Origin of the sequence: Clostridium sp. 1001283B150225_161107_B6 (genome assembly GCF_015556325.1) — a bacterium.
Lineage (GTDB): Bacteria > Bacillota > Clostridia > Lachnospirales > Lachnospiraceae > Enterocloster.
This window is the reverse complement of record NZ_JADNMD010000013.1, coordinates 119,991-142,671: the sequence shown is the minus strand read 5'-3', so window position 1 is coordinate 142,671 and position 22,681 is coordinate 119,991. Positions and strand designations below refer to the sequence as shown.

Sequence of the window (22,681 nt, the reverse complement as noted above, 5' to 3'; positions counted from 1 at the left end):
ATAAATTTATGGAGTTTCATAAATTCTTTTGATGATTTGTACGGTCCTGTCCATGCCGATTTTGCTGATGTTTAAGAGCATCTGATGGGATTCAATGCTGCCCCATTTGCGTTTGGTGTAGTTTTCATAATAGTTTTTGCGGCGGCGGTCCGTGGACTTGATGGCGTTGACAGCATCCCTCTCCGAAAAGCTGTAGCGTTCCATAATCCGGCGCACCCGGTCATCCATGTCGGCGCAGATAAATACGTCAATCAAATCAGGATAGCTGCGCAGCACATAATCGCCGCAGCGGCCTACGATGATGCATGGACCCTTCTGGGCCAGCGCCTCTATCATGATGGTCTGGGTAACATAAGTGCTGTCATTCAGGGATAATCCGTATCCGGTCACGGAATTGGGCTCCTTGGGAATCTGATAGCTGGCCAGGAAGGAGGACAGTGCGGACTCATCTGCCTTTTCAATACTTACAGGAGAATGTCCCATCCTTTCGGCGGCCATCTCCACCAGATTCCGGTCGTAGAGAGGAATCCCCAGCTGGTCTGACAGCCTTTGGGCGACTTCGTGGCCTCCGCTGCCGAACTGACGGGCTATAGTGATAATCTTATGGCTCATAGTTCCACTCCTTTCCAACCTTACAATACAATTGTGCACAAAACATCTTCTATATGTACTATTATAACGCACTATTTGCACAAAAGATATATAAAGTTGGAAATTTATATGTTTTTCAGATTGGGAGCCGGTTAGATTTATCCCTCTGTTTTTCCGGCGCCGGGCTGTGATATATCGGCGGCGGCAGCCTCTCTTTGGGCGGCCTCCCTTTGGGCAGCCCCACTCTGGGCGGCCTCTCTCTGGGCAGCGCCACTCTGCGCCGGTTCTTCCTGAACAGCCTTACCCTGGGCTGCTTCCCGTTTCTCATGCATCAGTTCCCATATGGTATCGTGCATCCATTTCACGGTATCGCTGAGAATCTTATTTTCTGTATCCAGGTTCATAATTACATTGTTCATTTCTGCGATGATTTCCCGGCTGTTATAGCGCTTGTGGGGTTCAGTCAGACGGGTGATAAGAGACGGATTGGTCTTCAGGATTTCCCTGGAGAGGAATTCGTCACGTTCATCACAGGACATGCGCATGAATTCCGTATAATGCATCCTGACCATGTACATGGCTTCCTGGGTGCCGCATTTGGGGCACTGGGGATGACGGGATGTCTGATAATAGGCATAGTGTCCGCATTTGGGGCAATAAAAAACAGCAAGTTCTCTCATAATGTCCTCTCCTGATTAATACTTATTAATATATATAACGTTTTAAATCGCAAAATATACCACTTTTTTCCGCAATTTTTGTAAATTCGTCAGAATGGACAAAAAAACGGCAGACTAATTGGTTAGTCTGCCGTGAACCGCCGGTTAAGTGAACGGATGATGGGGCGGTTTTATGATTGTATTGTGTGTCTGTTACAGGGAGGCGTTCTGGGACTGGATGATACCTTCGGTATTTACAGTCCATACTTTGTCATTCTCGTCCTTGAAATCCTTGTAGCCGCTGCCAAGCTCAGGCATTGCGCTGGATTTGGAGGAAGAGGTGGCCTTCTGTACTGCGCCGTTGCTGTTTACAAGATACTGGTTGCCGTTTAACTCTACAGGCGCAAAGCGCAGGTCCTTATCGGCTTCCTGACGCAGGCCGTATACATACAGCACATTGTCCTTGATGCCGTGGAAGCCCTGGCCCTTTCTGGAGCCGTCGGTGTGGAAGTACCAGTTCTGTGTCTCGCCTAAGTCTTCGTCAAAGATGACCTGCTTGCCGGTCTTCATGACGCCTTCTTCGTCAAAGTAGAAGTTAGCCACGTTGCCGTCCTCCAGGTTTACCACCTTCTTGCCGGTCTGCATTTCGCCCTTTGTGTTAAAGGCATATTTTCTGGATTCAATGGTGAACAGTTCAAGGCCTTTTTCTGCATGGTAAGGCTTGCCGTTCTTGAAATAGAAGCGGTAAAGCTCAGCTTCCTCGCTGATGCCCTCCACGCCTTCGATGGTTCTCCATCCGGAAGCGCGCTTTCCATCCTCATCGTAGTACTGGTAGCCCGCTACTGTCTGCTCCGCTGCAGGAGCTGCCTCGGAAGGGGTTGCTGTCTGGGCTTCGCCGGACTCTGCTGCTGCCTGGGCAGGAAGTTTGTACCAGCCGGTCTGCATGCGGCCGTCCACAAAGGTGTAGTACTGGCCTTCAATCTTTTTGTCAACTTCATTTTCAATACGCTTGCCCGTATTGTCGAAGTAGTACCATGACTCAACGTATTCCGGGTCATCGGTTTCATCGGCCAGAAGAATCCAGCCGGTCTTTCTGCTGCCGTCCTCACCGAGATAGTAATTATATCCATCTACTGTGATGGAGCCGGTCTGCATGATGCCGTCCTCGTTGAAGTAATACCAGCTTCCGTTGATGGAAGCCCATCTGGAGGTCAGGGCCTTGCCGTCCCTTCCATAATAGTAATACAGGAATTCAGGAGCATCGTCCTCATCCCAGAAATCTTCATTTTCCACGGAAACCCACTTCATGCTCACGCGTTTTCCGTCTTCTCCTACGTAATACTCATCAATCTGCCTGTCAGCGGCGCGGATTCCGTCTGAATCCAGGTAATACCAGTCATCGCCATTCTTCTTCCAGGTGTCGGTGATTGCCTCGCCGTAAGAATCATAGTAATACCAGTTGCCGTTTTCTTCTGTCCAGCCAACGCTTTTTGCGTAAGCAGTGGAAGCAGTGCCAACGAAGCTAGGGGTTACTGCTGCCATGAACATGGCAGTGGATAATACAGCCAGAACTTTAATCTGTTTTTTCATAATAATGAATCTCTCCTTTTTGATATGTGTGTTTGTCTGTGGCCGAAAATCCGGTGTTGCATTACGTGGTTTATTATAACGGACATGAATGTGTAATGATAGTGATGGTTGCTGGAAGTTATGGAAGGTGCTGGTGGGGGGCCCCTAAAGAAGATGCAGCGAAGATTACAGAATAGAATGAAGATTATTATCCCAAAAAAGAGAACGGCCATGACGCCGTTCTCCATTGGTTTATTCTTTTGTTTTAATAAAAAACTTGAAATATGCCTGTTCTAAATAACCCCGCTGCCTTTTAACTGGCTGATGCTTTCTTCGTTATATCCGCATTCGGCCAATATCTGTTCCGCATGTTCATTGAGCCTGGGCGCTCTTTGGCTGGTATCCGGCGGTGTCAGGGATAATTTGAGGGGATTTCCGGGGAATGTAAATGTGCCAAGTCCGGGAATCTCCTGGTCAATGAGCATGTTGCGCGCCTTAATCTGAGGGTCTTTAAGCAAATCGAATACAGTGTTCATTTTCCCGGCAGGGACCTTGGCTTCATCAAGCATGGAAACCAGGGTGTCTGAATCAAATTGTCCGGCCCAGGTGCCGATGATTTCATCCAGCTCGTCCACGTTCTGCTTACGAAGATAATTCCGGCAGAATTTTGGGTTATCCACAAGGTCTTCGCGCTGCATTACCTTGACCAGGCGCATGAAAAGAGATTCATTTGCCGTTGCAATGGCCACGAAACCATCCTTTGTCCGGTACATATTGTATGGTGCGGAACTGGCATTTCCATTGCCAAAGCGTTCCGGCAGTATGCCCAGCATGGACGCCATGGGAATGAAGCCCTCCAACATGGAAAATATGGTGTCCATCATGGATACATCCACATACTGTCCGGGCCCTCCTCTGAGATTGCAGCATAAGGCAGCTAAAACTGCCAGCGCACAGTGCACTCCCGTGGCGCTGTCTGCTATGGCTGGTCCCGGCCGTACCGGCTGTTCCGGAAAACCAGACAGACTGACAAGCCCTGCCATGGTGGAAATCACACCATCATAGGCCGGTTTTTTGCTATAAGGTCCATATTGGCCAAAGCCGGATAGTGAAGCATAAATGATGTCCGGATTAACGGCCTTTATGTCTTCATAACCAAGCCCCAGCCTGCCCATGGTTCCGGGAGAAAAATTTTCAATCAGGATATCTGATTTTGCGGCAATATCCAGTGCTATTTTCCTGCCGGATTCTGATTTGAGGTCCAGGGCAATGCTTTTCTTGCTCCTATTGAGATAGGCGAAATATCCGCTTTCCCCGTCCTTGACCGGAAACAGGGTTCTGGTATCATCTCCGCTGCCTGCCCTTTCGACCTTTATGACCTCGGCTCCCAAATCTCCCAGCAGCATGGTGCAATAGGGGCCTGAATAAGCACGGGTAAAATCAAGTATCCGTATCCCTTCTAGTGCTTTTGTCATCTAAGCTCCTTTCTGTGGTATGAATCAAATTAAAGTTTGGTGAAATACATAGAGATTCCCTGTCCTCCGCCGATACACATGCTTATCATGGCATCCTTTTTACCGCTATGCATCAGTTCATACATGGTTTTGACCGTAAGAACGCAGCCTGTGGCGCCCAGAGGATGACCGATGGAGATGCCGCCGCCGTAGATATTTACCTTTTCCGCATCCAATCCCAAATCGCGGGATACGGCGAAGGCCTGGCTGGCAAATGCCTCATTTATCTCAAACATGTCAATACTCTTTAAGTCCAGTCCTAATTTAGCTGCCAGCTGTTCGCTGGAGAATTTGGGGGCGTATCCCATTAATTCTGCATCAAAACCAGCCACAGTATATCCCTCAATCTTCAGGAGCGGCTTAAGACCCAGAGCATCTGCCTTCTCTCTGGACATGATTACGACTGCAGCCGCACCGTCATTGAGACTGGATGAGTTGGCTGCCGTCACTGTGCCGCCCGGTTTGAAGATAGCTTTGAGTCTGGCCAGTTTTTCAATTGTAAGACCCTTTCGCGGACCTTCGTCTGTATCAAATATGGTTATGTTTCCTTTTCGGTCCTTTAATTCTACCGGAAGGATTTCATCTTTGAATTTACCTGCTTCTATGGCGGCGCAGGCCCTCTGGTGGGAGCGGAGTGCAAAGGCATCCTGTTCTTCCCGGGTGACATTATATTTTTCTGCAACATTTTCTGCGGTCACACCATTGTGGTTGCCGTCAAGAGGCCATGTCAGTATATCAATGACGCCATCCTCAAAGGTCTTATGCCCCATTCTTGCGCCCCAGCGGGCATCTTTTACATAATACGGAAGCTGGGAAATGTTTTCTGCACCGGCAGCAACCACCACATCGGCAAACCCGGTCTGAATCTCCATGCAGGCGTCGGCAATTGCCTGCAGGCTGGAACCGCATTGCCTGTTTACGGAATAAGCGGTACACTCCTTGGGCATACCCGCCTTCAGGCTGATGGCCCGCGCAACAAACCCATCCTGCGCAACCTGTCCGACCTCGCCCACAATCACCTCATTTACCTGTGAAGGTTCAATACCGGCTCTCTTCACGGCTTCGGCAACCACCATGGCGCCCATATCAATGACAGAAATATCTTTCAGGCTTCCGCCGAAATTACCTACGGGAAGCCGAACTCCACTCACGATTACAACTTCTTTTAATGTATCCATGTAAACCTCCATCTCTCTTTTTCATAAACATTGGTATCAGATATGTAACTGGCTATACAATCATTCCGCCGCCCACATTGATTACTTCAGAAGTGATATAGGACGCCTCATCGGAGGCAAGGAAGGCAATCATATTACCAACGTCCGAGGGTTTTCCTGCATATCCCATAGGTATCCGCTGCATCATGCTGTTCCATGCAGCGCCGTCGTTGACTTCCTTGAGCTGCAAAGTCATATCGGTTTCGATGAAGCCGGGACATATTACATTGCAGGTGATACCCTTCCGGGCATTTTCGCGGGCAGCTGTCTTGGTTAGACCCACCACACCCGCCTTTGCAGCGGCGTAATTGGCCTGACCGATATTACCCAGCCAACTGCCGGAGGAAATATTTATGATTCTGCCATAACTTTGGTTGCGCATATATTTGATGGCTTCCTGTGTACCGTAAAATGTACCTGTTAAATCCACGGCTATGACAGTATCCCAATTTTCTTTGGGCATTTTGTGCAGCATGCCGTCTCTGTTGATACCTGCATTATTTACCATGATATCCAGCTTGCCATATTTATCCACTGTAAAGGCCACAAGGGCGGCGACCTCTTCCTGGCTGCTGATATTTACCTGATAACTGCAGGCAGTTCCGCCGGCCTCCTCGATTTCCCTTACTGCCTGGTCCGCGGGCAGCATATCAGCCAAAACCACGGATGCGCCTTCCTCGGCCAGTTTTTTTGCAATACCCCGGCCCAGTCCCCGGCTTGCTCCTGTAACAATTGCTACTTTGTCTTTCAGCCTCATTTTGCATTCCTCCTTGAAATTTTTATTTATGTTTTGTGGTAATGATAGCTCTTAGTCCGAAGGGCCCGTCGTCCTGGAACAGTTTTGGATTCATGATTTTGAGTTCCGGGTCAATGATTGGCTCGAATTCCATCAAATCAAGTACCTGGGTCTTTAAATCAATGCCAGGCGCCACTTCAGTCAGAGTCAGGCCTTCGGGCCGCAGTTCAAACACTGCGCGTTCTGTTATGTAATGCATCTTTTGATGTTTTTCTCTTGCCAGTCTGCCGTTGTATGAAATCTGCTGCACCTTTTTGACCAGCTTGATTATACTGCCTTCCTGGTCAATATACAGGTTGCCATTCCTGAAGGAACATCTGAGGCCTTTCCCGGTAAAGGTAGAGCAGAAGACCACATGTTTCGCATTGGTGGTGATGTCGATAAAGCCGCCGGCGCCCGTGGGATTAGGACCCAGTCTGGTTGCATTCACATTACAGTCCTCGTCTAGCTCGCCGGCCCCCATATAAGTGACATCCACACCGGCGCCATTGTAGTAATCAAATTGGTCGTCATGGCGCACTAATGCAAAGTTGTTTTTGGCGATGCCAAAGTCGATACCTCCCATGGGAACACCGCCATATATGCCGGATTCCACTGTAATCAGACATAAGTCGTTGATTCCTTCTTCTGACATGATGGGACCTACCACATCATTGGGTATACCTGTCCCTACGTTTAGTATGTCGTTTTCCTGAAGCTCCATCAGAGCGCGGCGGCCGATTGCCTTGCGGACGGAAAGCGGTAGTGCTTCCCCTGCTTCTTCCGGTGTCCGGATATCGCCGCAGTAAGCGGGATTCATGGCGAAACTATGGGTTTGGCGATGGTCCTCCTCGGGGTTGGGGCATATCACGGCAGCGTCAATGAACACACCGGGAATGGTAACATGCTTACAGTGCAGGGAACCTGCTTTTACTTTATACTTTGCCTGGGCTATTACCGTTCCGCCGTATTTTTTGCAGGCCATGACAGCCGGAAAGACCTCCAGCATCATAGCTTCCTCATCCGTAGTAAGATTGCCCAGTTCATCGATGGCTGTTCCGCGTATAATGCAGTAGTCAATGGGAATGGGCTTGTAGCGCATATATTCTTCTCCGTCAATGGTAAGCACGTCCATAAGGTCGGGTGCGTTTTGGGTGATTTCATTCATTTTCCCTCCGCCCAGACGCGGGTCCATATATGTACCCAGGCCGACTTTGGTGATTTTCCCGGGTTCCCCGCCGGCCATGGACCTGTATAACTGGGCAAACTGTCCCTGGGGAAGGTTGTAAGCCAGCAGCTTGTTATTGGCAATCAGCTCCATCATCCTTGGCTGCAGTCCCCAATGTCCTCCGATAATCCGGCTGAGCATTCCTTCATGAGCAAAGTGCTGGATGCCTCTGTCGCGGTCGCTCTGGCCGCAGGAATGTACCAGCGTCAGGCCGCAGGGGTGTCCTGTTTCCAGGTAACGCTTGTCCAGTGCCTTTAAAATGGTTTCAGATGCAGATACCAGCGTCATACCGATGGTGGCAACAGTCTTATTGTCATCAATCAAGGCAGCCGCTTCATCTCCGTCCAGAAATAATGGTTTTTTCAATGGCTTTTCCTCCTTGCCTCCTTGGCTTCTTAAATTATGGCTGCTCATTGTCCATGAATAATTGTTTGACAGCTTTTTTATCGGGTTTTCCGTTTACTGTTCTTGGTATGTCTTCAAGAAAAATGTACTGGGTAGGAATCATATATTTTGCAAGCTGGGTCCCGAGCCGGATACGGATTTCTTCCTTCGAGATAGAGCATCCTTTTTCAAATTTGACAGCAGCCACCGGCACTTCGCTGTATTTTTCATCAGGAATACCGGCTACAATGGCTTCGTTTATTTCAGGAATACTGCAGAGGGCATTCTCAACATCAACCGTGCAAATCTTTTCTCCTCCCCGGTTTATCATGTCCTTCTTCCGGTCCATGACCCACAGATAACCATCGTCATTAAGGTATCCGATGTCGCCGGAGCGGAGCCATCCGTCTTCGGACAGGCTGGGGCATTTTAAGTTATAGTAAGTCTCCAGGACATTTGTTCCGTACATGGTGATTTCACCCAGCTGTCCGTTTTCCACTTCGTGTCCCAGCTCGTCTATAATTTTAATGTTTAGACCAGGTATGGGGACTCCTGAAGATGTATTGTACGGGCTTTGGGCAGCCCCTGTTGGAAAAATGGTTGCTGGTGAGGAAACCTCGGTCATGCCGTAAATCGTATGGAAATCAACTTGAGGAAGCCATGCCTTAATCTTGTTTATGCTGCCGACGGGCATGTTGCTGCTTCCGCATGCAAATTTTCTTAAACTTGGAATGCTGCTAAATTCATCCCGGTGTTCCAGGAGAAGATGAAAAACAGTGGGCGAGGCGTGGATGAAGGTGAGGTCATTGTGGACTGCACATTGAAGCATTCGGCGGGGCTCCACTTTATTTAATAACCAGAGAGTACCGCCCGTATAAATGAATAAACCTAAAAGTGCAATGATGCCGGTTACATGATACATGGGCGTAGCCAGTAAAGCTTTATCCTGGTCTGTTATTTGAAACACCCGGCGGTATGCTTCAATGCTGTGCGTAATATTATAATTTTTCAGCAGGACTCCTTTGCTTTGGGAAGTGGTGCCGGATGTAAATAGAATCATGGCCGTATCCAATTCTGATGGTTGGCTGTATTCACGGATTCCTTGTCCTGCAGGAATTGGAAGATGGGAAAAACCGTAATTCTGTGCACAATTTTTACAGAGGATAATGTCTAAAGACGGACATTCATTGAACCATGGCCCAAAGTGCTCATCACAAATCAGGGCTGTGACATCCCCTCTCTCTATCAGGGAAAGCACTTCGGGCTTCTGATATTTGCCAGGCAGGGGAACCGTTACCGCCCGGAGACGGCTTAAGGCCAGAAAAGCCACCGCAAATTCTGCACAATTATACAGAAGCAGGCCTACATGCGTACCCTTATTGACTCCCATTGATTGTAAATGAGAAGAGAATTGGTTGACCTTCGTTAATAATTCACAGTAAGTATAGCTCCGGTTCCAATTGTCTATAATAGCTGCTTTCTTTCCATGGCTTTTCGCTGTTTCTGTCAGCATTGAATAAGGGGACACGGGTACTCCGCAGAAAACAGAAAGTTCCCTGCCGGAAATACTGACTGTACGCATGCCGGAAATTTTATCAGCACTCCAGCAATCATTACCTTTTATCATATCTTGTTCCTTTCGTACACATGAGTTTAAATACGCAGCTCTGAAATATAAAACAGCAATATTGCGAAAACGTTTTTCTTATTTTCTTTTAATTCAGATAATATATTAAGAATACGTTTTTGTCAATAGACAACTTGAATTTATCGCGTCAGGAGCTGGAAATGAAGGGGAAAAACTGAGGAAATGCTTGTATAATAAGGGTTTTTGATACTTTTGCAGAAGAATTGGCCTGTATTATGTATTGGTTGGATATCGCAGGAGGATTTATATGGGCAGCTTTATATAACAGGGGAGAATAGGGTGGGATTGTGAAAAAATAGACGATAAGTATGCGGTTTGAAGCGGCTATTTAGGGATAAATTTCATATTATCTCTTTTTCTAGAGGAAAGTATTGTGCAATTTATTCAATAAAATGGAATATGTGCATGTAAATTAAACTTTTCACACATGTTTCCTCTTGACAGATGCCTTTTCTGAGATTATATTATATCTATGGCAAACGTTTTTCCTAATTTCATATAAATACCAGGGGGGATTTAAAGAAAACGTTGCTACAAAAGCGGAACCGTTTTTTAAAACTATTTTCTTTTACTACATAATGAAAGAGGTGCTGCCATGGATGATGTAACTAGTAATTACGATTCAGCCAGGCTTCCCGAGTATACGCGGGAACTTATTGAACTGCTGCGGCTGCGTTCCACCCCTACTGCCCTTAAATTCTTTGAAAAAAAGGAGGATATGGAGGCGGTGCCTAAAATCCGGATTCCCACGCCGGGGGCAATGTTTACTGCCTGTCAGATGGTTGCCCAGACAACACGGCTGAATTATACGGTGGGGTTTACCAATGAACATATGCCTACCCTTCAGTGCTCCGGCATTTTGGGACTGATAAGCGGACACCATTTTAAGGATTCCCCCCACCTGGCCGGGAAGTGGTTTAAGACAGAAGAGGATGCTCTGCGGCATCAGCGTTCTGCTTACCTGCCTCAAAAGCATTATGAAGCGGTTGCTTCATCCCCTATGGTGTCAGGCCGCATAAAGGAGCCGGATGTATGTCTGGTATATGCCACGCCGCAGCAGGTTGTGTTCATGTGCTGCGGTCTGCAGTATGAGGGGTATGAAAGCTTTGACAGCAGTTTTGTAGGTGAGAGTTCCTGCTCTGATTCATGGGTCAGGGCGCTGGTAACTGACAAACCCTGTTTTACCATACCCTGTTATGGAGAAAGGAGATTTGGGGGAGTCCTGGAAGACGAGATGCTGATGGCCTTTCCGCCGCGGTATATTTGTAAGATGCTTGACGGAATCAGGAATCTCAGCAGAAATGGTATGCGTTATCCGGCTTCTCCTTATGGTATACAAAACGATGTACAGGCTGGAATGGGAGCTTTTTACAATCTTAATGCCCTGCGCAGAGAACTAGACTGATTTCGCAGATTATTCCAGCTGTTCCCTCCACATTTTTCGTGAAACATGATACAATACGGTTTGAAAACACAAAAACCTTTTCAATAAATCGTGGAGGGCGGCATGGAAAAAACAATTACAGATATAGCAAATGAATTAGGAGTTTCTGTTTCTACAGTTTCAAAGGTCATAAATAATCGGGCAGGGGTAGGACCTGAACTGAGAAAACGTATTTGTGATTATATTGAGGAAGTCAATTACAGGCCCAATGCCATTGCACAGAGTATGATAAAAGGGCGGACCAATATAGTGGGCCTGGTTTTTGGGGATGTACGAAATCCTTTTTATGCTGACCTGCTGTACTATATCCAGCAGGGACTGAGGCAGCACGGCTATATGGTAATGGCTTTTAACAGTGATTATGAAGCGGAAAAGGAAGTTGAGTTTATCAACCAGGCCATACAATCCAGATATGCAGGACTGATGCTGATTACAGCCAAGGGGGATTCCATGCTCCAGGCAATCAGCAACATACGGGCTGCCAAAATGCCTCTTGTATTGGTGAACAGGACACTGAAGGATTTCAACGGAAGTTTTGTGTCGGTAGATAATTTCCAGGCAGGTTATATGGCTGCAAAGCATTTGATTGAACTTGGCCACAGGAGGCTGGCTTTCATAACAGGAAACATGGAGTCGTCAGCCGGTTATCAGCGCTTTATGGGTTATAAGCAGGCTCTGGAAAATTATGATATCAGATTTGAAGAGGAACAGGTTTATAACGGAGATTTGAAGTTTGAAACCGGAGTCAAAATTGCAGGACAGTATATCCGCAATTTAGAAACAAATCCAACCGGGATTGTCATATGCAATGACCTGATGGCTATGGGGTTTATTGATTACTCTAAAAAACATGGAATAAAGATACCGGAACAGCTATCGGTCATCAGTTTTGATAATATTACGTATGCGGATTTGTATGGAATGGAACTTACAACCGTTGACCAGCATCTTAAGAAAATGTGTGCCTGTGCCGTGAAAACACTGTTGCAGCAAATTGAGAACCCCGGCAATACAGAGATTCTGCGTACTATGATAGAACCCACCCTGGTGGTTCGCGGTACGACTGCCCGGTATACGCAGGAATCCGCATTGGCTGGAGAATGAGGTAAATTATGGTATATACGTACGAAAAGCTTTGCATTGGTGATAGTAATGCATTTGAAAAAACAATCACGGATGCAGATGTTCTTCTTTTTTCCGCGGTTTCTGGTGACAATAATCCAATGCATACAGATGATGAGTTTGCTAAAAAAAGTAAATTTGGGCAGCGGATTGTTCACGGAGCACTTACGTCCGGTTTGATTTCCACTGCTCTGACAAGAGCCTTTCCGACTTCCATCTATATTTCCCAATATACGGAATTCTGTTCACCTGTATATATAGGGGATACCATACGGGCCGTGGTGACCTGTGTGGAGAAACTGGAAAAGGGGCGGGTGAGGATGAAGACCGAATGTTTCAATCAAAAGGGGACGCTGGTACTGACTGGTGAGGCGGTTACAAGACTGGCCCGTGAGATTCCGCCTGAGCTTATGTAACTTACTGTTTGTCTGCATGCGGAAGATGCAGAGGGAGTAAACGGAGGTAGATTATGAAACCAAAGAGAATGTTAGCAATACTGATGGCATCAATCATTGCGTTGACAGGTACAGGCTGCGGAGCGCAGTCCGGAAATAATACCAAAACCTCGGGGGCGGCCGGCAGTTCGGAGGCGGCACCTGAGAAGACAGAAGGAGCCAGCGATTCCGCCGGCACGGATGTCCCAACTATTAAAATCGGCCAGATAACGAACCTGACCGGTGCGGGTGCGCAATCCGGTAACTGGCATAAAGTGGCGGCTCAATCTTACATAGACTGGATTAATGACAATGGCGGTATAAAATCCATGGGCGGAGCAAAGATTGAGATTGTTGTGGCTGACGGACAGAGTGACAATACCCAGATTAAGACTGCAACCCAGCGCCTTCTTGAGGACAAGGAAATCTGTGCCGTCATGAGCAATGACGGAAGTAATTATACAGTTGCTTTATGCCCTCTTTTTGAAAAATACCAGGTTCCCTGTATAACCATGAACTATTCCAATGTCATTACCGAGTCGGGTTACCAGTGGATATTCTCACTGGCGGCAAAATCATCTACCATAGGACCGCTGCAGATTGATTATTTGAACTGGCTTAAGGATGAGTACGGCTATAATACTGACAAAGTTGCCCTTATCTATGCGGATACAGAGTTTGGTACCAATAATGCCAAGGGTGTGCGCGCAACCATTGAAGGTTCAGGCCTTGAACTTGTGGTTGATGAGGCGTATCCTCCAGACATTACGGATGCATCTGCCCTAGTTACCAAAATCATACAGAGCGGGGCAGAGGCAGTGTTTGCCACTAGCCAATATCAGGATGCAAAGCTTATATTCAGTACCATGAAATCCATGAATTTCCACCCTGTTGTAGTGGGAGGAGGACAGGGCATGATTACATCCCAGATGATAGATGCGTTGGGCGACTCTGTCATTGGAATGTGCTCAACGGCCGAGTTTAACTGGGAGCAGAAACAAAACTATGATAATCCCGAACTGATGGAGCATTTAAAACGTTTCTGCGAAGCTTCCGGTGAGCCTTGGGCGCCTGAAAATGCCCTGGGAGCCATCGATTCATGTATGGTTATCGTGGATGCCCTTGAACGGTGCGGTTCCACGGACAGGACGGTACTGCGTGACGCCATACGCGAGTGCAATATCCAGGCATATCCTGTGGGAGGAGACGGCCACATTAAATTTGACGAGAATGGATTGAATACATCAGCCGTCAATGTTGTGGTACAGTGGCAGGATATGGACGGTACCCTTACTCCAAGGCTGGTGTATCCGCCTGAGTTTGGCTCCGGGGAATTTATTGATTACCGTTCAGAGTAAATGAATTTCATGCTTTGAGTTAAGCTTTAATCTGCACAGACAGCCGAATGCCTGTACCCTGTCCGCCGGGGATATATGCGGCCTGCCATCTGAAAGCAATCCGGATGGCAGGTACAGGCATCCCGCCTCTATCAGTTGATACAGCCTTCTTGTATAAATCATGATTCTTGGCCGTCGGCCGTCTTATACTATAACACCCTTCACACAAACACTGTAGCATTACAGTTCAGTCAACAGATGGGAGTAATTAATCTATGTGGTATTTCACTCAAAATATAATTAATGGAATATTTGCCGGTGGCGTGTATGCCCTGATTGCCGTTGGTATTACTGTAATATACGGCGTTATGCGTATGATTAACTTCGCAAGTGGTGCTTATCTGATGGTTGGGATGTACATTACTTACTTGGGCTATGCCCTGACCGGATGGGATGCATACATGCTGATTCCTTTTACGGTGGTTGTCTCTGCAGTCATTGCATGGGCATCATTCAAACTGACAATCAGTCCAATACTTAACCGCGATAAAACCACGGCTATCATAGTAACGGTAGGCCTGTCCTTTTTCTTTCAGAACCTGGTTATCCTTATTTTCGGAGCAAATCCCCTGACCATTCCCACGGAGATTCAGCTCAAGTCCCTTATGGTTGGTCCGTTTATCATAAGCCTTCCGCGTTTGATTGCTTTTGTGGCTTCCATGGCCCTTGTTCTGGTTTTTCATTTGCTCCTTAACAGAACCATGTTTGGCCAGGCCATCCGTGCCACTTCGGAAAATGTGGAGGTGTCTGAAATGTTGGGAGTAAACACACGTAATATGTTTGCCATTGCATGGGTTCTGGGCATCGTGCTTACATCCATTGCAGGTCTGCTTCTGACGCCTATCTATGCAATTCAGTCCAGTACGGGAGCCACGTTCAGGACCACAGGCCTGATGGCAGTGGTTTTAGGGGGATTGGGTGATATCAGGGGCGCTTTTTTAAGCGGTATTCTGCTTGGGGTTATTGAAGCCCTTGTTGCCAGCTATATTGACACGAATATGGGCTCGCTGGGAATATTTGTCCTGCTGCTTCTGGTGCTTTATATCCGGCCAGCCGGTTTGTTTGGAAAGGGGGAACGTGTGGCATGAGAAAAAAAATCAGTTTTTCCCGCACGGAGACAATTGCCTCCCTTGTTCTTTTGGCAGCGGCTTTCCTGATACCTTCTATTATAAAAGATAACTATATTGTATCAATTATATTGACCTGCTTTTTATATGGTTCTTTTGGTATGTCATGGAATGTTCTGGGAGGATTCGGGGGACAGATTTCCTGGTGCCATTCTGCCTTTGCGGCAATAGGCGCATACACTGCGCTTATTTTCTATAACTTTTTTGGAATATCCCCCCTTTTGTCCATGCCCATCGGCGTACTTTTGTCTTATGGGTTTGCAACTCTTCTGGGCAAAGTGACGCTGCGTTACAGAGGACCGTTTTTTGCAATTACTACCATAGCATTTGCTGAAATCCTCCGTGTTTTATTGCTTAACCTTAACACTATTACCGGGGGTTCTGCAGGTCTGTATGTCCGCTACAACGGGGAACAGCCATGGAACCTGGTATTCAGTTCCGACAAGCCGTTTTATTATATTGCCCTTTTATTATTGGTAATCGTGCTTCTTGTCACAAAATATGTGGAGAATTCTAGGATGGGGTATTATCTCAGGGCAATCAAAGGGGATGAGGACGCTGCCCAGTCCCTTGGAATGGATACGCCTGCGGTAAAACTTCATGCGTTTCAGCTGAGTGCAGCGATTATTTCAGTTGCAGGCATGGTATACGGATGCTACATGGGATACATAGAGCCTCAGACCATGTGCGGACTGGACCTTTCAATCAGAATTGGTGCAGTTGTCATCATAGGCGGCGTGGGCAGAGTATGGGGACCAATCCTGGGAGCCTTCATCGTCATTCCAGCCATTGAATTTGCAAGTGCATATATGGGCAATATGGGGGGTGTTGGCGGTACTCAGTTGTTTTATGGTTTAATCTTAATCATTGTGGTCATTCTCAGACCGCAGGGGCTGATTTCGCTGTTTGATAAAGAAACATGGTCCAATGCTGCCTCAAAAATGCATATAAGAAAATCCTCTTCTGACACAGAAAGGAGCAAATAACTATGGATACGATTCTTAGCTTAAAAGATGTCTCTATATCATTCGGTGGTGTGCATGCTGTGAATCATGTGAGCTTTGATATAGGAAGAGGGGAGCTGGTAGGCCTCATTGGACCCAATGGGTCGGGAAAATCCACCACAGTCAATCTTATTTCCGGGGTCTATAGGGTTGACGGCGGGGAAATATACTTTAAAGGCGAGAAGATTCCCACGAATATGGATATTGTCCACAGGTCCAGGCTGGGTATGGGACGTACTTTCCAGACGCCCAAACCCTTTGGAAACCTTACTGTGTTTGACAACGTTCTGTCCATTGCCCTTCTTAAGGACGGATTCCGTGAGGCTGTGGCTAAAACCAATGATGTACTGGAACGCACCAGACTGGCATCAGTTCAGGATATGCTGAGTTCTAAACTACCTATTGAACGCCGTAAATGGCTGGACCTGGCTCGTATTTTGGTTACAGGGGCGGATTTTATTATGCTGGATGAGGCTTTGGCCGGATTGAATTCCGCTGAGATGGATGAGAGTCTTGAACTTGTGCGTCAGATTAATGATGATGGGGTTACCATTCTTTTCATCGAGCATATCATGCGGGCAGTGGTTAAACTGTGCAACCGTGTTGTTGTGTTGAATGACGGTTCACTGCTCTGCGAGGGAGAGCCGTCAGAGGTTCTTAAGCGTCCGGAGGTCATCGAAGCTTATATTGGAGGGGGGAAGTTCAATGTCGTTACTTGAGGTTAAGAATATTTCTGCAGGATATGGTGATTTGAAAGTGCTCTTCAATGTAAGTATGGAAGTTGACAGTGGTGAGGTGGTCTCGCTTGTGGGCTCCAATGGAGCGGGAAAGACAACGCTTTTGCGCATTATCTGCGGGTTATCACCGGTCACGTCCGGTTCCATTATATTTGATGGTATTGACCTCCTTGCAAAGAAAACCCATAATCTGGCGGATTTGGGGATTGCCCATATTCCTCAGGGACGCGGGACGCTGCGGAGGATGACGGTAAAAGAAAATCTTACAATGGGGGCCTATTGCCGCAGCAAGCGAAAGAACATCCCTAAAAATATTGAGTATGCTTACCAGCTGATGCCAAAACTAAAACAAAGACAAAATCAGATTGCAGGTTCCCTGAGCGGCGGCGAACAGCAGATGCTGGCTATTGCCAGGGCCATGATGATGGAGCCCAGGCTCATCATCATGGACGAACCGTCCCTTGGTTTGGCGCCCATTATTACGGAGGAAGTGTTTGATTTGATTTCCAAGGTAGCGGAGGAAAAAATCGGGATATTGCTGGTGGAACAAAACCTGTCACAGGCTCTTTCCATTGCCAGCAGGGGATACGTTCTTGAAAATGGCCACATTGTACTGTCGGGGGCGGCAAAGGAACTTTTTGATAATCCCTCGGTGCGTGAAGCTTATCTCGGGATATAATGAAAAGCGCTGTTTATTGGTTGGTTTATAGGAGGAGAAAATGAATATTGAATTTAATTTGGAAATACAGGACCATGTGGGCGTACTTCATTTTCAGCGGGGAAAAGTAAATGCAATGGACCGTGATGCAAAGTTTGCATTTGGTGACATGATTGACCAGGTCAATGCCAATCATGACATCCATGTGCTGATACTTCATTCCATGGCCAAGGGATTTACTGCCGGCAGTGATGTAAAAGGGTTCGGCGATTTTTCACATGAAAATATTGCCCATTATCTGGAGGGTGACTGCCGTATCATGGATTCCATCAAGAATTGCCGTGTGCCTGTTATCATGGCTTTGAACCGTTTTTCCGTGGGATTGGGGGTAGGCCTGGCATATGCATGTGACCTTATCATTGCAGAGGAAGGGGCAGTGCTCAAATTTCCTGAAATTCTTGTGGGTTCCATAGGAGGGGCGGATTTCCTGGACCTTCTGGTTCCGGATAAAATAGGGCGGTATATGGCATACACCGGCGCAGCCGTGCCGGTGGAAGACCTGGTTCCCTGCGGAGTGATTCACAAAGTGGTCCCTGAGGAAGCGCTGCTTGACGAGTGTATTGCCCTGGGTAAAGTGATTGCAGCAAATCATCCGAGGGCAGTCGAACTGATGAAGGAACTGCTTAATCAGGTTCATGAGCCGGTTATTCCTGTTGGCGTACGCCGTAAGCTGGGGATTTTTGCCCAGCATGAGATGTTTGACCAGCCGGACCGGCTGGCATTGATAGAAGGATTCCTGGGAAAATGATGGAAGATGCCTGATGTTGGAGCGATTTTAAGAATGTCCGAAAACTGATTCTGAGGTTTTTCGGGCATTCTTGCATTTTGTCTGGACAGGCTTTGGAGATTCTGTAAAGGCATGAGGGCCATGTTATTGTAAGAGAAAATATAGTATTATTTTAAGGCGTTTTATGCTATACTCTCCATAGTTGATAGACCGGAAGGGGGACCTTAATTTATGAAAATGAAGATTTCCAATTATATAGCAGCCAAGCTGGTGGAGGAGGGAATCAGCCAGGCATTTATGGTGACAGGGGGAGGAGCCATGCATCTGGATGACGGACTGGGGCACCAGGAGGGGCTTCACTGTATCTATAATCATCACGAACAGGCTTGTGCCATGGCTGCTGAGGCCTATGCCAGGATTCATAACAGGATTGCGGCCCTGTGCGTAACCACTGGTCCGGGGGGAACCAATGCCATTACCGGCGTGGTGGGGGGATGGCTGGATTCCATTCCCATGCTGGTGCTGTCCGGGCAGGTGCGCTACGATACCACGGCCAGGTGGTCCGGGGTAGGCATCCGCGCCATGGGGGACCAGGAATTTGATATCTGTAAAGCCATTGACTGCATGACAAAGTATTCAGAGATGGTCATTGACCCCATGCGGGTCCGCTACTGTCTGGAGAAAGCCTTATATCTGGCCAGGTCCGGCCGCCCGGGCCCATGCTGGCTGGATATACCCCTGAATGTCCAGGGGGCATTTGTTGAGACAGAGGAGCTGGCTGGCTTTGACGCAGCTGATTACGAGGCCGGAGGGGACGGCTGGGCCGGAAACCACGGTGGGCATAAAATTGAAGAGGATGAGGCCGGAAAGGGAGAACACCGCCAGGTGCTGCCCGGAAAGGCAGAGCTTTCCACTGCCCGGACCATTATTGATAAGATAAGGGCGGCAAAGCGCCCTGTCATCAATGCGGGAAACGGCATCCGCATAGCGGGGGCCCATGATTTGTTCATGGATGTGGCTGAAAAGCTGGGAATTCCTGTGGTTACAGGCTGGGACAGCGAGGATATCATGTATGATACCCACCCCCTGTACGTTGGCCGTGCAGGCAACATGGGGGACAGGCCGGGGAATTTTGCTGTTCAGAACAGTGACCTGGTACTTTCCATCGGAAGCCGTCTGAGCATCCGGCAGGTGGGATATAACTTTGAGACATGGGCCAGGGAGGCTTATGTCATTGTCAATGATATAGATGAGGAAGAGCTTAAGAAGCCGTCGGTCCACAGCGATATGAGGGTCCATGCCGATGCAAAGGATTTGCTGGCGCAGCTGGACCTGGTTCTGGATTGTATTTTATCGGAGGAAGAAGGAAATCTTCCGGAGAGTATCAGCTGTCCCGGGCGCAGACAGGTATTTGATGGAGGAAAAGGTCTGAGGGATATGACATGGAGCCGGACCTGCGCCATGTGGAAGGAGAAATATCCTGTTATTCTGCCCGGGCATTTTGACCATACAGACCAGGAACCGGCCAATGTGTATGCGTTCATCCATGCTGTCAGCAGCCGCCTGAGGGAAGGGCAGGTGACTGTGGTGGGAAACGGCTCCGCCTGTGTGGTGGGTGGACATGCCTACATCATTAAGAAGGGCCAGCGTTTCATCACCAACTCCGCCATCGCCTCCATGGGGTATGATTTGCCTGCAGCCATCGGCGCCTGGATTGCCTCCAGGGATAAGGGCTGCTACAGCCAGGGCGGGGACAGGAGCGGGGACGACCTGATACTTGTGACCGGTGACGGAAGCATGCAGATGAATCTTCAGGAGCTGCAGACCATTATCCACCACAGAATGGGAATCAAGATATTTGTGATTAATAACGGAGGATACCATTCCATCCGCCAGACCCAGAAGAATTTCTTTGGCGAGCCCCTGATTGGAATCGGCGTGGACAGCGGGGATTTGAGCTTCCCGGCCCTGGATAAGCTGGCAGCGGCCTACGGCTACCCCTATGTGTCGGCCAGACATAACAGCCAGCTTGGAGAAGCTGTGGAGAAGACACTGGCAGCAGAGGGACCGGTTATCTGTGAGGTGTTTGTGTCCACGGACCAGAACTTTGAACCTAAGTCTTCCGCGAAGAGACTGCCTGACGGCACCATGGTGTCGCCGCCGTTAGAGGATTTGTCACCCTTCCTGCCGGATGAAGAGATGGATGAGAATATGATTATTCCCAGGATAAAGGATTAGAGCCTGGCTGGATATGGATAGACAGACCTGCCTTAAGGCAGCTGGGATGAGAAGGAGTATGATTTATGCGTGTAATCGTAACAGGAGCTACCAGTTTTATCGGAAAGGCTGTTACAAAAGAATTGCTGGCAGGCGGCCATCATGTATTTGCAGTGGTAAGGCCGGATTCTCCTGGCCGCAGCCGGCTTGAAATGCTTGCAGGGGAACAAAGGGAGAATCTCACCTTTCTGCCGTTTGCCCTGAAGGATATTGGAAAACTGGAGTCCTGCCCGGAGCTTTGCCCTATCCCCCCAAAAAAGGCGGACCTATGGCTTCATCTGGGCTGGGAGGGCGCCGGAAGCGCCAACCGCCAGGACCCCCAGGTACAGGCCCGCAACATCGGGTATGCCCTGGACTCCCTTCATACAGCGGCCCGCCTGGGATGCACCAGGTTCCTTTTCAGCGGCTCCCAGGCCGAGTACGGCATTGTGGACGGCGTTATGGGGGAGGGAATCGTGTGTCATCCTGTGTCTGAATACGGCAAGGATAAGCTGGAGGTATGCCGCCGGGCGCAGCAGGCCGCCGGGGCCCTGGGCATTGATTACGTCCACGCCAGGATATTCAGTGTCTACGGCCCGGAGGACCACCCCTGGTCCCTGGTGTCAACCTGCCTGGATACCTTCCTTAAGGAAGGGCGCATGGAGCTTGGGGCCTGTACCCAGCAGTGGAATTTCCTTCATGTAAGGGATGCGGCCAGGGCCCTTACAGGGCTTCTGCTTGCCAAAGTACCGGCCGGCGTGTATAATGTGGCAGGAGATGATACCCGTCCCCTTAAGTCCTACATCGAGCAGATGCATCGGCTCTGCGGGGGGAAGGGCAGCTATGAATACGGAAAACGTCCTCCCAATGCAGAGGGGGTGGTGTCCCTGGTGCCGGATACCGGAAAGCTTAAGGAAGCAGCGGGATTCGCCCAGGAGATTTCGTTTGAGGATGGAATCAGGGAAATGATTGGAATGTATAAGGAGAATTGTCTATGAAACGATGCATCGCCTGCGGCGCCCCTTTATGGGAGACGCCGCTGCTTACGTTAGATAATATGCCTGCCTCGGCCCAGCACATGCCGGATGCACAGGGGGTAAAGGAGGACCGGGGACTGACCCTGGATTTATGCCAGTGTATGGGCTGCGGACTGGTCCAGTTTGACTGTGAGCCGGTGGACTATTACCGGGATGTAATCCGGGCCGGCGGTTTTTCCAGGACCATGGTGGAACTGCGCAGATACCAGTATAAGCATCTCATTGAGAGCTATCATCTGGAGGGAAAGAAGTTCATTGAGGTTGGCTGTGGCCAGGGAGAATTCTTAAAGGTGCTGTCGGAGTTCCCGGTGGAGGCCCACGGCATAGAGCATGATTCCCATCTGGTGGAGCTGGCCAGGGCCCAGGGACTGAATGTGACGCAGGGATTTACGGAGACAGAGGATACGCGGTTCCCGGGCGGACTGTATGACGTGTTCCTGTCCTTTAATTTCCTGGAGCACCAGCCCGACCCCAGCACCATGCTCCAGGCCATATACCGCAATCTGGAGGACGATGCCATGGGGCTTATTACTGTTCCCAGCTTTGAATATATCATGGACCATAACAGCTATTATGAGCTGATACGGGACCATCTGGCTTACTATACCTTCGAGACTCTTACCCCTCTGCTGGAGCGCAACGGGTTCCAGGTGGAGGAGTGCGAGGTCATCAACCGGGACACTCTGTCCGTTATCGTGAAAAAGCGCCCGCAGATGGATGCGGAAAACCTGCTGGAGTGTTATGTAAATCTGAAGCGGGAGATGGAGTCCTACATGAAATATCTGGATGCATGGGATAAGAAGGTGGCTGTCTGGGGAGCCAGCCACCAGGGCTTTACCCTGGCAGCCACCACCAGGCTGGGGGAAAAGGCAATGTATATCATAGATTCCGCTCCCTTTAAGCAGGGAAAATTTGCACCCTCATCCCATCTTCCCATTGTTGGTCCGGACTATTTTCATGACCATCCGGTGGATGCCATCATAATCACGGCGCCCGGATATACGGATGAGATTGCAGACAGCATACGCCGGAAGTTTGGGACAAACGTGGAAATCAGGGCCATGCGTTCCAACCACCTGGAGATGGTGTAGGA

At 48.6% G+C, this 22,681-nt stretch carries 20 protein-coding genes; 12 read left to right on the top strand and 8 right to left on the bottom strand.

The features are described 5' to 3' along the window. Positions 1-6: 6 nt before the first annotated feature. The 8 genes from I2H39_RS23740 to I2H39_RS23705 form a co-directional block, all read right to left on the bottom strand. Positions 7-612 (bottom strand): cytidylate kinase-like family protein, encoded by a 606-nt coding sequence (locus I2H39_RS23740; protein WP_138309878.1) that lies wholly within the window; start codon positions 610-612, stop codon positions 7-9. A 137-nt stretch (positions 613-749) separates the two neighbouring features. After that, positions 750-1,271 (bottom strand): hypothetical protein, encoded by a 522-nt coding sequence (locus tag I2H39_RS23735; RefSeq protein ID WP_195627667.1) that lies wholly within the window; start codon positions 1,269-1,271, stop codon positions 750-752. A gap of 192 nt (positions 1,272-1,463) precedes the next feature. After that, positions 1,464-2,840: a cell wall-binding protein gene (locus I2H39_RS23730; RefSeq protein ID WP_138309880.1), complete on the bottom strand. Its 1,377-nt coding sequence runs from the start codon at positions 2,838-2,840 to the stop codon at positions 1,464-1,466. A gap of 272 nt (positions 2,841-3,112) precedes the next feature. Continuing rightward, a complete protein-coding gene (locus I2H39_RS23725) occupies positions 3,113-4,294 on the bottom strand; it encodes a CoA transferase (protein WP_195627666.1) in 1,182 nt (393 codons plus the stop codon). A gap of 29 nt (positions 4,295-4,323) precedes the next feature. Continuing rightward, complete coding sequence (locus I2H39_RS23720; RefSeq protein WP_138309882.1) at positions 4,324-5,511, bottom strand: thiolase family protein; 1,188 nt, start codon at positions 5,509-5,511, stop codon at positions 4,324-4,326. Positions 5,512-5,563: 52 nt separating this feature from the next. Next, entirely contained in the window at positions 5,564-6,307 is a 744-nt protein-coding gene (gene fabG, locus I2H39_RS23715; protein WP_138309883.1) for a 3-oxoacyl-ACP reductase FabG, read from the bottom strand. A 22-nt stretch (positions 6,308-6,329) separates the two neighbouring features. Continuing rightward, positions 6,330-7,919, bottom strand: a complete 1,590-nt coding sequence (locus tag I2H39_RS23710) for a CoA-transferase (RefSeq protein WP_195627665.1) — start codon at positions 7,917-7,919, stop codon at positions 6,330-6,332. Positions 7,920-7,953: 34 nt separating this feature from the next. Further along, the gene (locus I2H39_RS23705) at positions 7,954-9,450 is read right to left on the bottom strand and encodes a class I adenylate-forming enzyme family protein (protein WP_178332281.1); all 1,497 of its coding nucleotides are present in this window, start codon (positions 9,448-9,450) and stop codon (positions 7,954-7,956) included. Between the two features lie 730 nt (positions 9,451-10,180). On the opposite strand from I2H39_RS23705, the gene I2H39_RS23700 reads away from it, so the two are divergent. The 12 genes from I2H39_RS23700 to I2H39_RS23645 all read left to right on the top strand — a co-directional run bounded on the left by I2H39_RS23700 (position 10,181) and on the right by I2H39_RS23645 (position 22,679). Beyond that, the gene (locus I2H39_RS23700; RefSeq protein WP_138309886.1) at positions 10,181-10,990 is read left to right on the top strand and encodes a DUF169 domain-containing protein; all 810 of its coding nucleotides are present in this window, start codon (positions 10,181-10,183) and stop codon (positions 10,988-10,990) included. Between the two features lie 102 nt (positions 10,991-11,092). Then, positions 11,093-12,133 carry a LacI family DNA-binding transcriptional regulator gene (locus I2H39_RS23695; protein ID WP_138309887.1) on the top strand — a complete coding sequence of 347 codons (1,041 nt, stop codon included), beginning with the start codon at positions 11,093-11,095 and terminating at the stop codon, positions 12,131-12,133. A gap of 8 nt (positions 12,134-12,141) precedes the next feature. Then, positions 12,142-12,567: a MaoC family dehydratase gene (locus I2H39_RS23690; protein ID WP_195627664.1), complete on the top strand. Its 426-nt coding sequence runs from the start codon at positions 12,142-12,144 to the stop codon at positions 12,565-12,567. A 53-nt stretch (positions 12,568-12,620) separates the two neighbouring features. Further along, positions 12,621-13,943: an ABC transporter substrate-binding protein gene (locus I2H39_RS23685; RefSeq protein ID WP_195627663.1), complete on the top strand. Its 1,323-nt coding sequence runs from the start codon at positions 12,621-12,623 to the stop codon at positions 13,941-13,943. Positions 13,944-14,197: 254 nt separating this feature from the next. Then, positions 14,198-15,070, top strand: coding sequence for a branched-chain amino acid ABC transporter permease (locus I2H39_RS23680; RefSeq protein ID WP_138309890.1), 873 nt, complete (start codon positions 14,198-14,200; stop codon positions 15,068-15,070). Continuing rightward, a complete protein-coding gene (locus I2H39_RS23675; protein ID WP_195627662.1) occupies positions 15,067-16,095 on the top strand; it encodes a branched-chain amino acid ABC transporter permease in 1,029 nt (342 codons plus the stop codon). The genes I2H39_RS23680 and I2H39_RS23675 overlap by 4 nt, the downstream gene beginning before the upstream one ends. A gap of 2 nt (positions 16,096-16,097) precedes the next feature. Next, complete coding sequence (locus tag I2H39_RS23670; RefSeq protein ID WP_138309892.1) at positions 16,098-16,832, top strand: ABC transporter ATP-binding protein; 735 nt, start codon at positions 16,098-16,100, stop codon at positions 16,830-16,832. Beyond that, positions 16,819-17,529, top strand: coding sequence for an ABC transporter ATP-binding protein (locus tag I2H39_RS23665; RefSeq protein WP_195627661.1), 711 nt, complete (start codon positions 16,819-16,821; stop codon positions 17,527-17,529). The genes I2H39_RS23670 and I2H39_RS23665 overlap by 14 nt, the downstream gene beginning before the upstream one ends. Positions 17,530-17,569: 40 nt before the next feature. Next, positions 17,570-18,316: an enoyl-CoA hydratase/isomerase family protein gene (locus I2H39_RS23660; RefSeq protein ID WP_138309894.1), complete on the top strand. Its 747-nt coding sequence runs from the start codon at positions 17,570-17,572 to the stop codon at positions 18,314-18,316. A gap of 210 nt (positions 18,317-18,526) precedes the next feature. Further along, complete coding sequence (locus I2H39_RS23655) at positions 18,527-20,533, top strand: thiamine pyrophosphate-binding protein (RefSeq protein ID WP_138309895.1); 2,007 nt, start codon at positions 18,527-18,529, stop codon at positions 20,531-20,533. Positions 20,534-20,598: 65 nt separating this feature from the next. Further along, positions 20,599-21,549, top strand: coding sequence for an NAD(P)-dependent oxidoreductase (locus I2H39_RS23650; RefSeq protein ID WP_195627660.1), 951 nt, complete (start codon positions 20,599-20,601; stop codon positions 21,547-21,549). Further along, on the top strand, positions 21,546-22,679 hold the full coding sequence (locus tag I2H39_RS23645; RefSeq protein ID WP_138309897.1) for a class I SAM-dependent methyltransferase: 1,134 nt from the start codon (positions 21,546-21,548) through the stop codon (positions 22,677-22,679). Before I2H39_RS23650 ends, I2H39_RS23645 begins: the two co-directional genes overlap by 4 nt. Positions 22,680-22,681 lie beyond the last annotated feature (2 nt).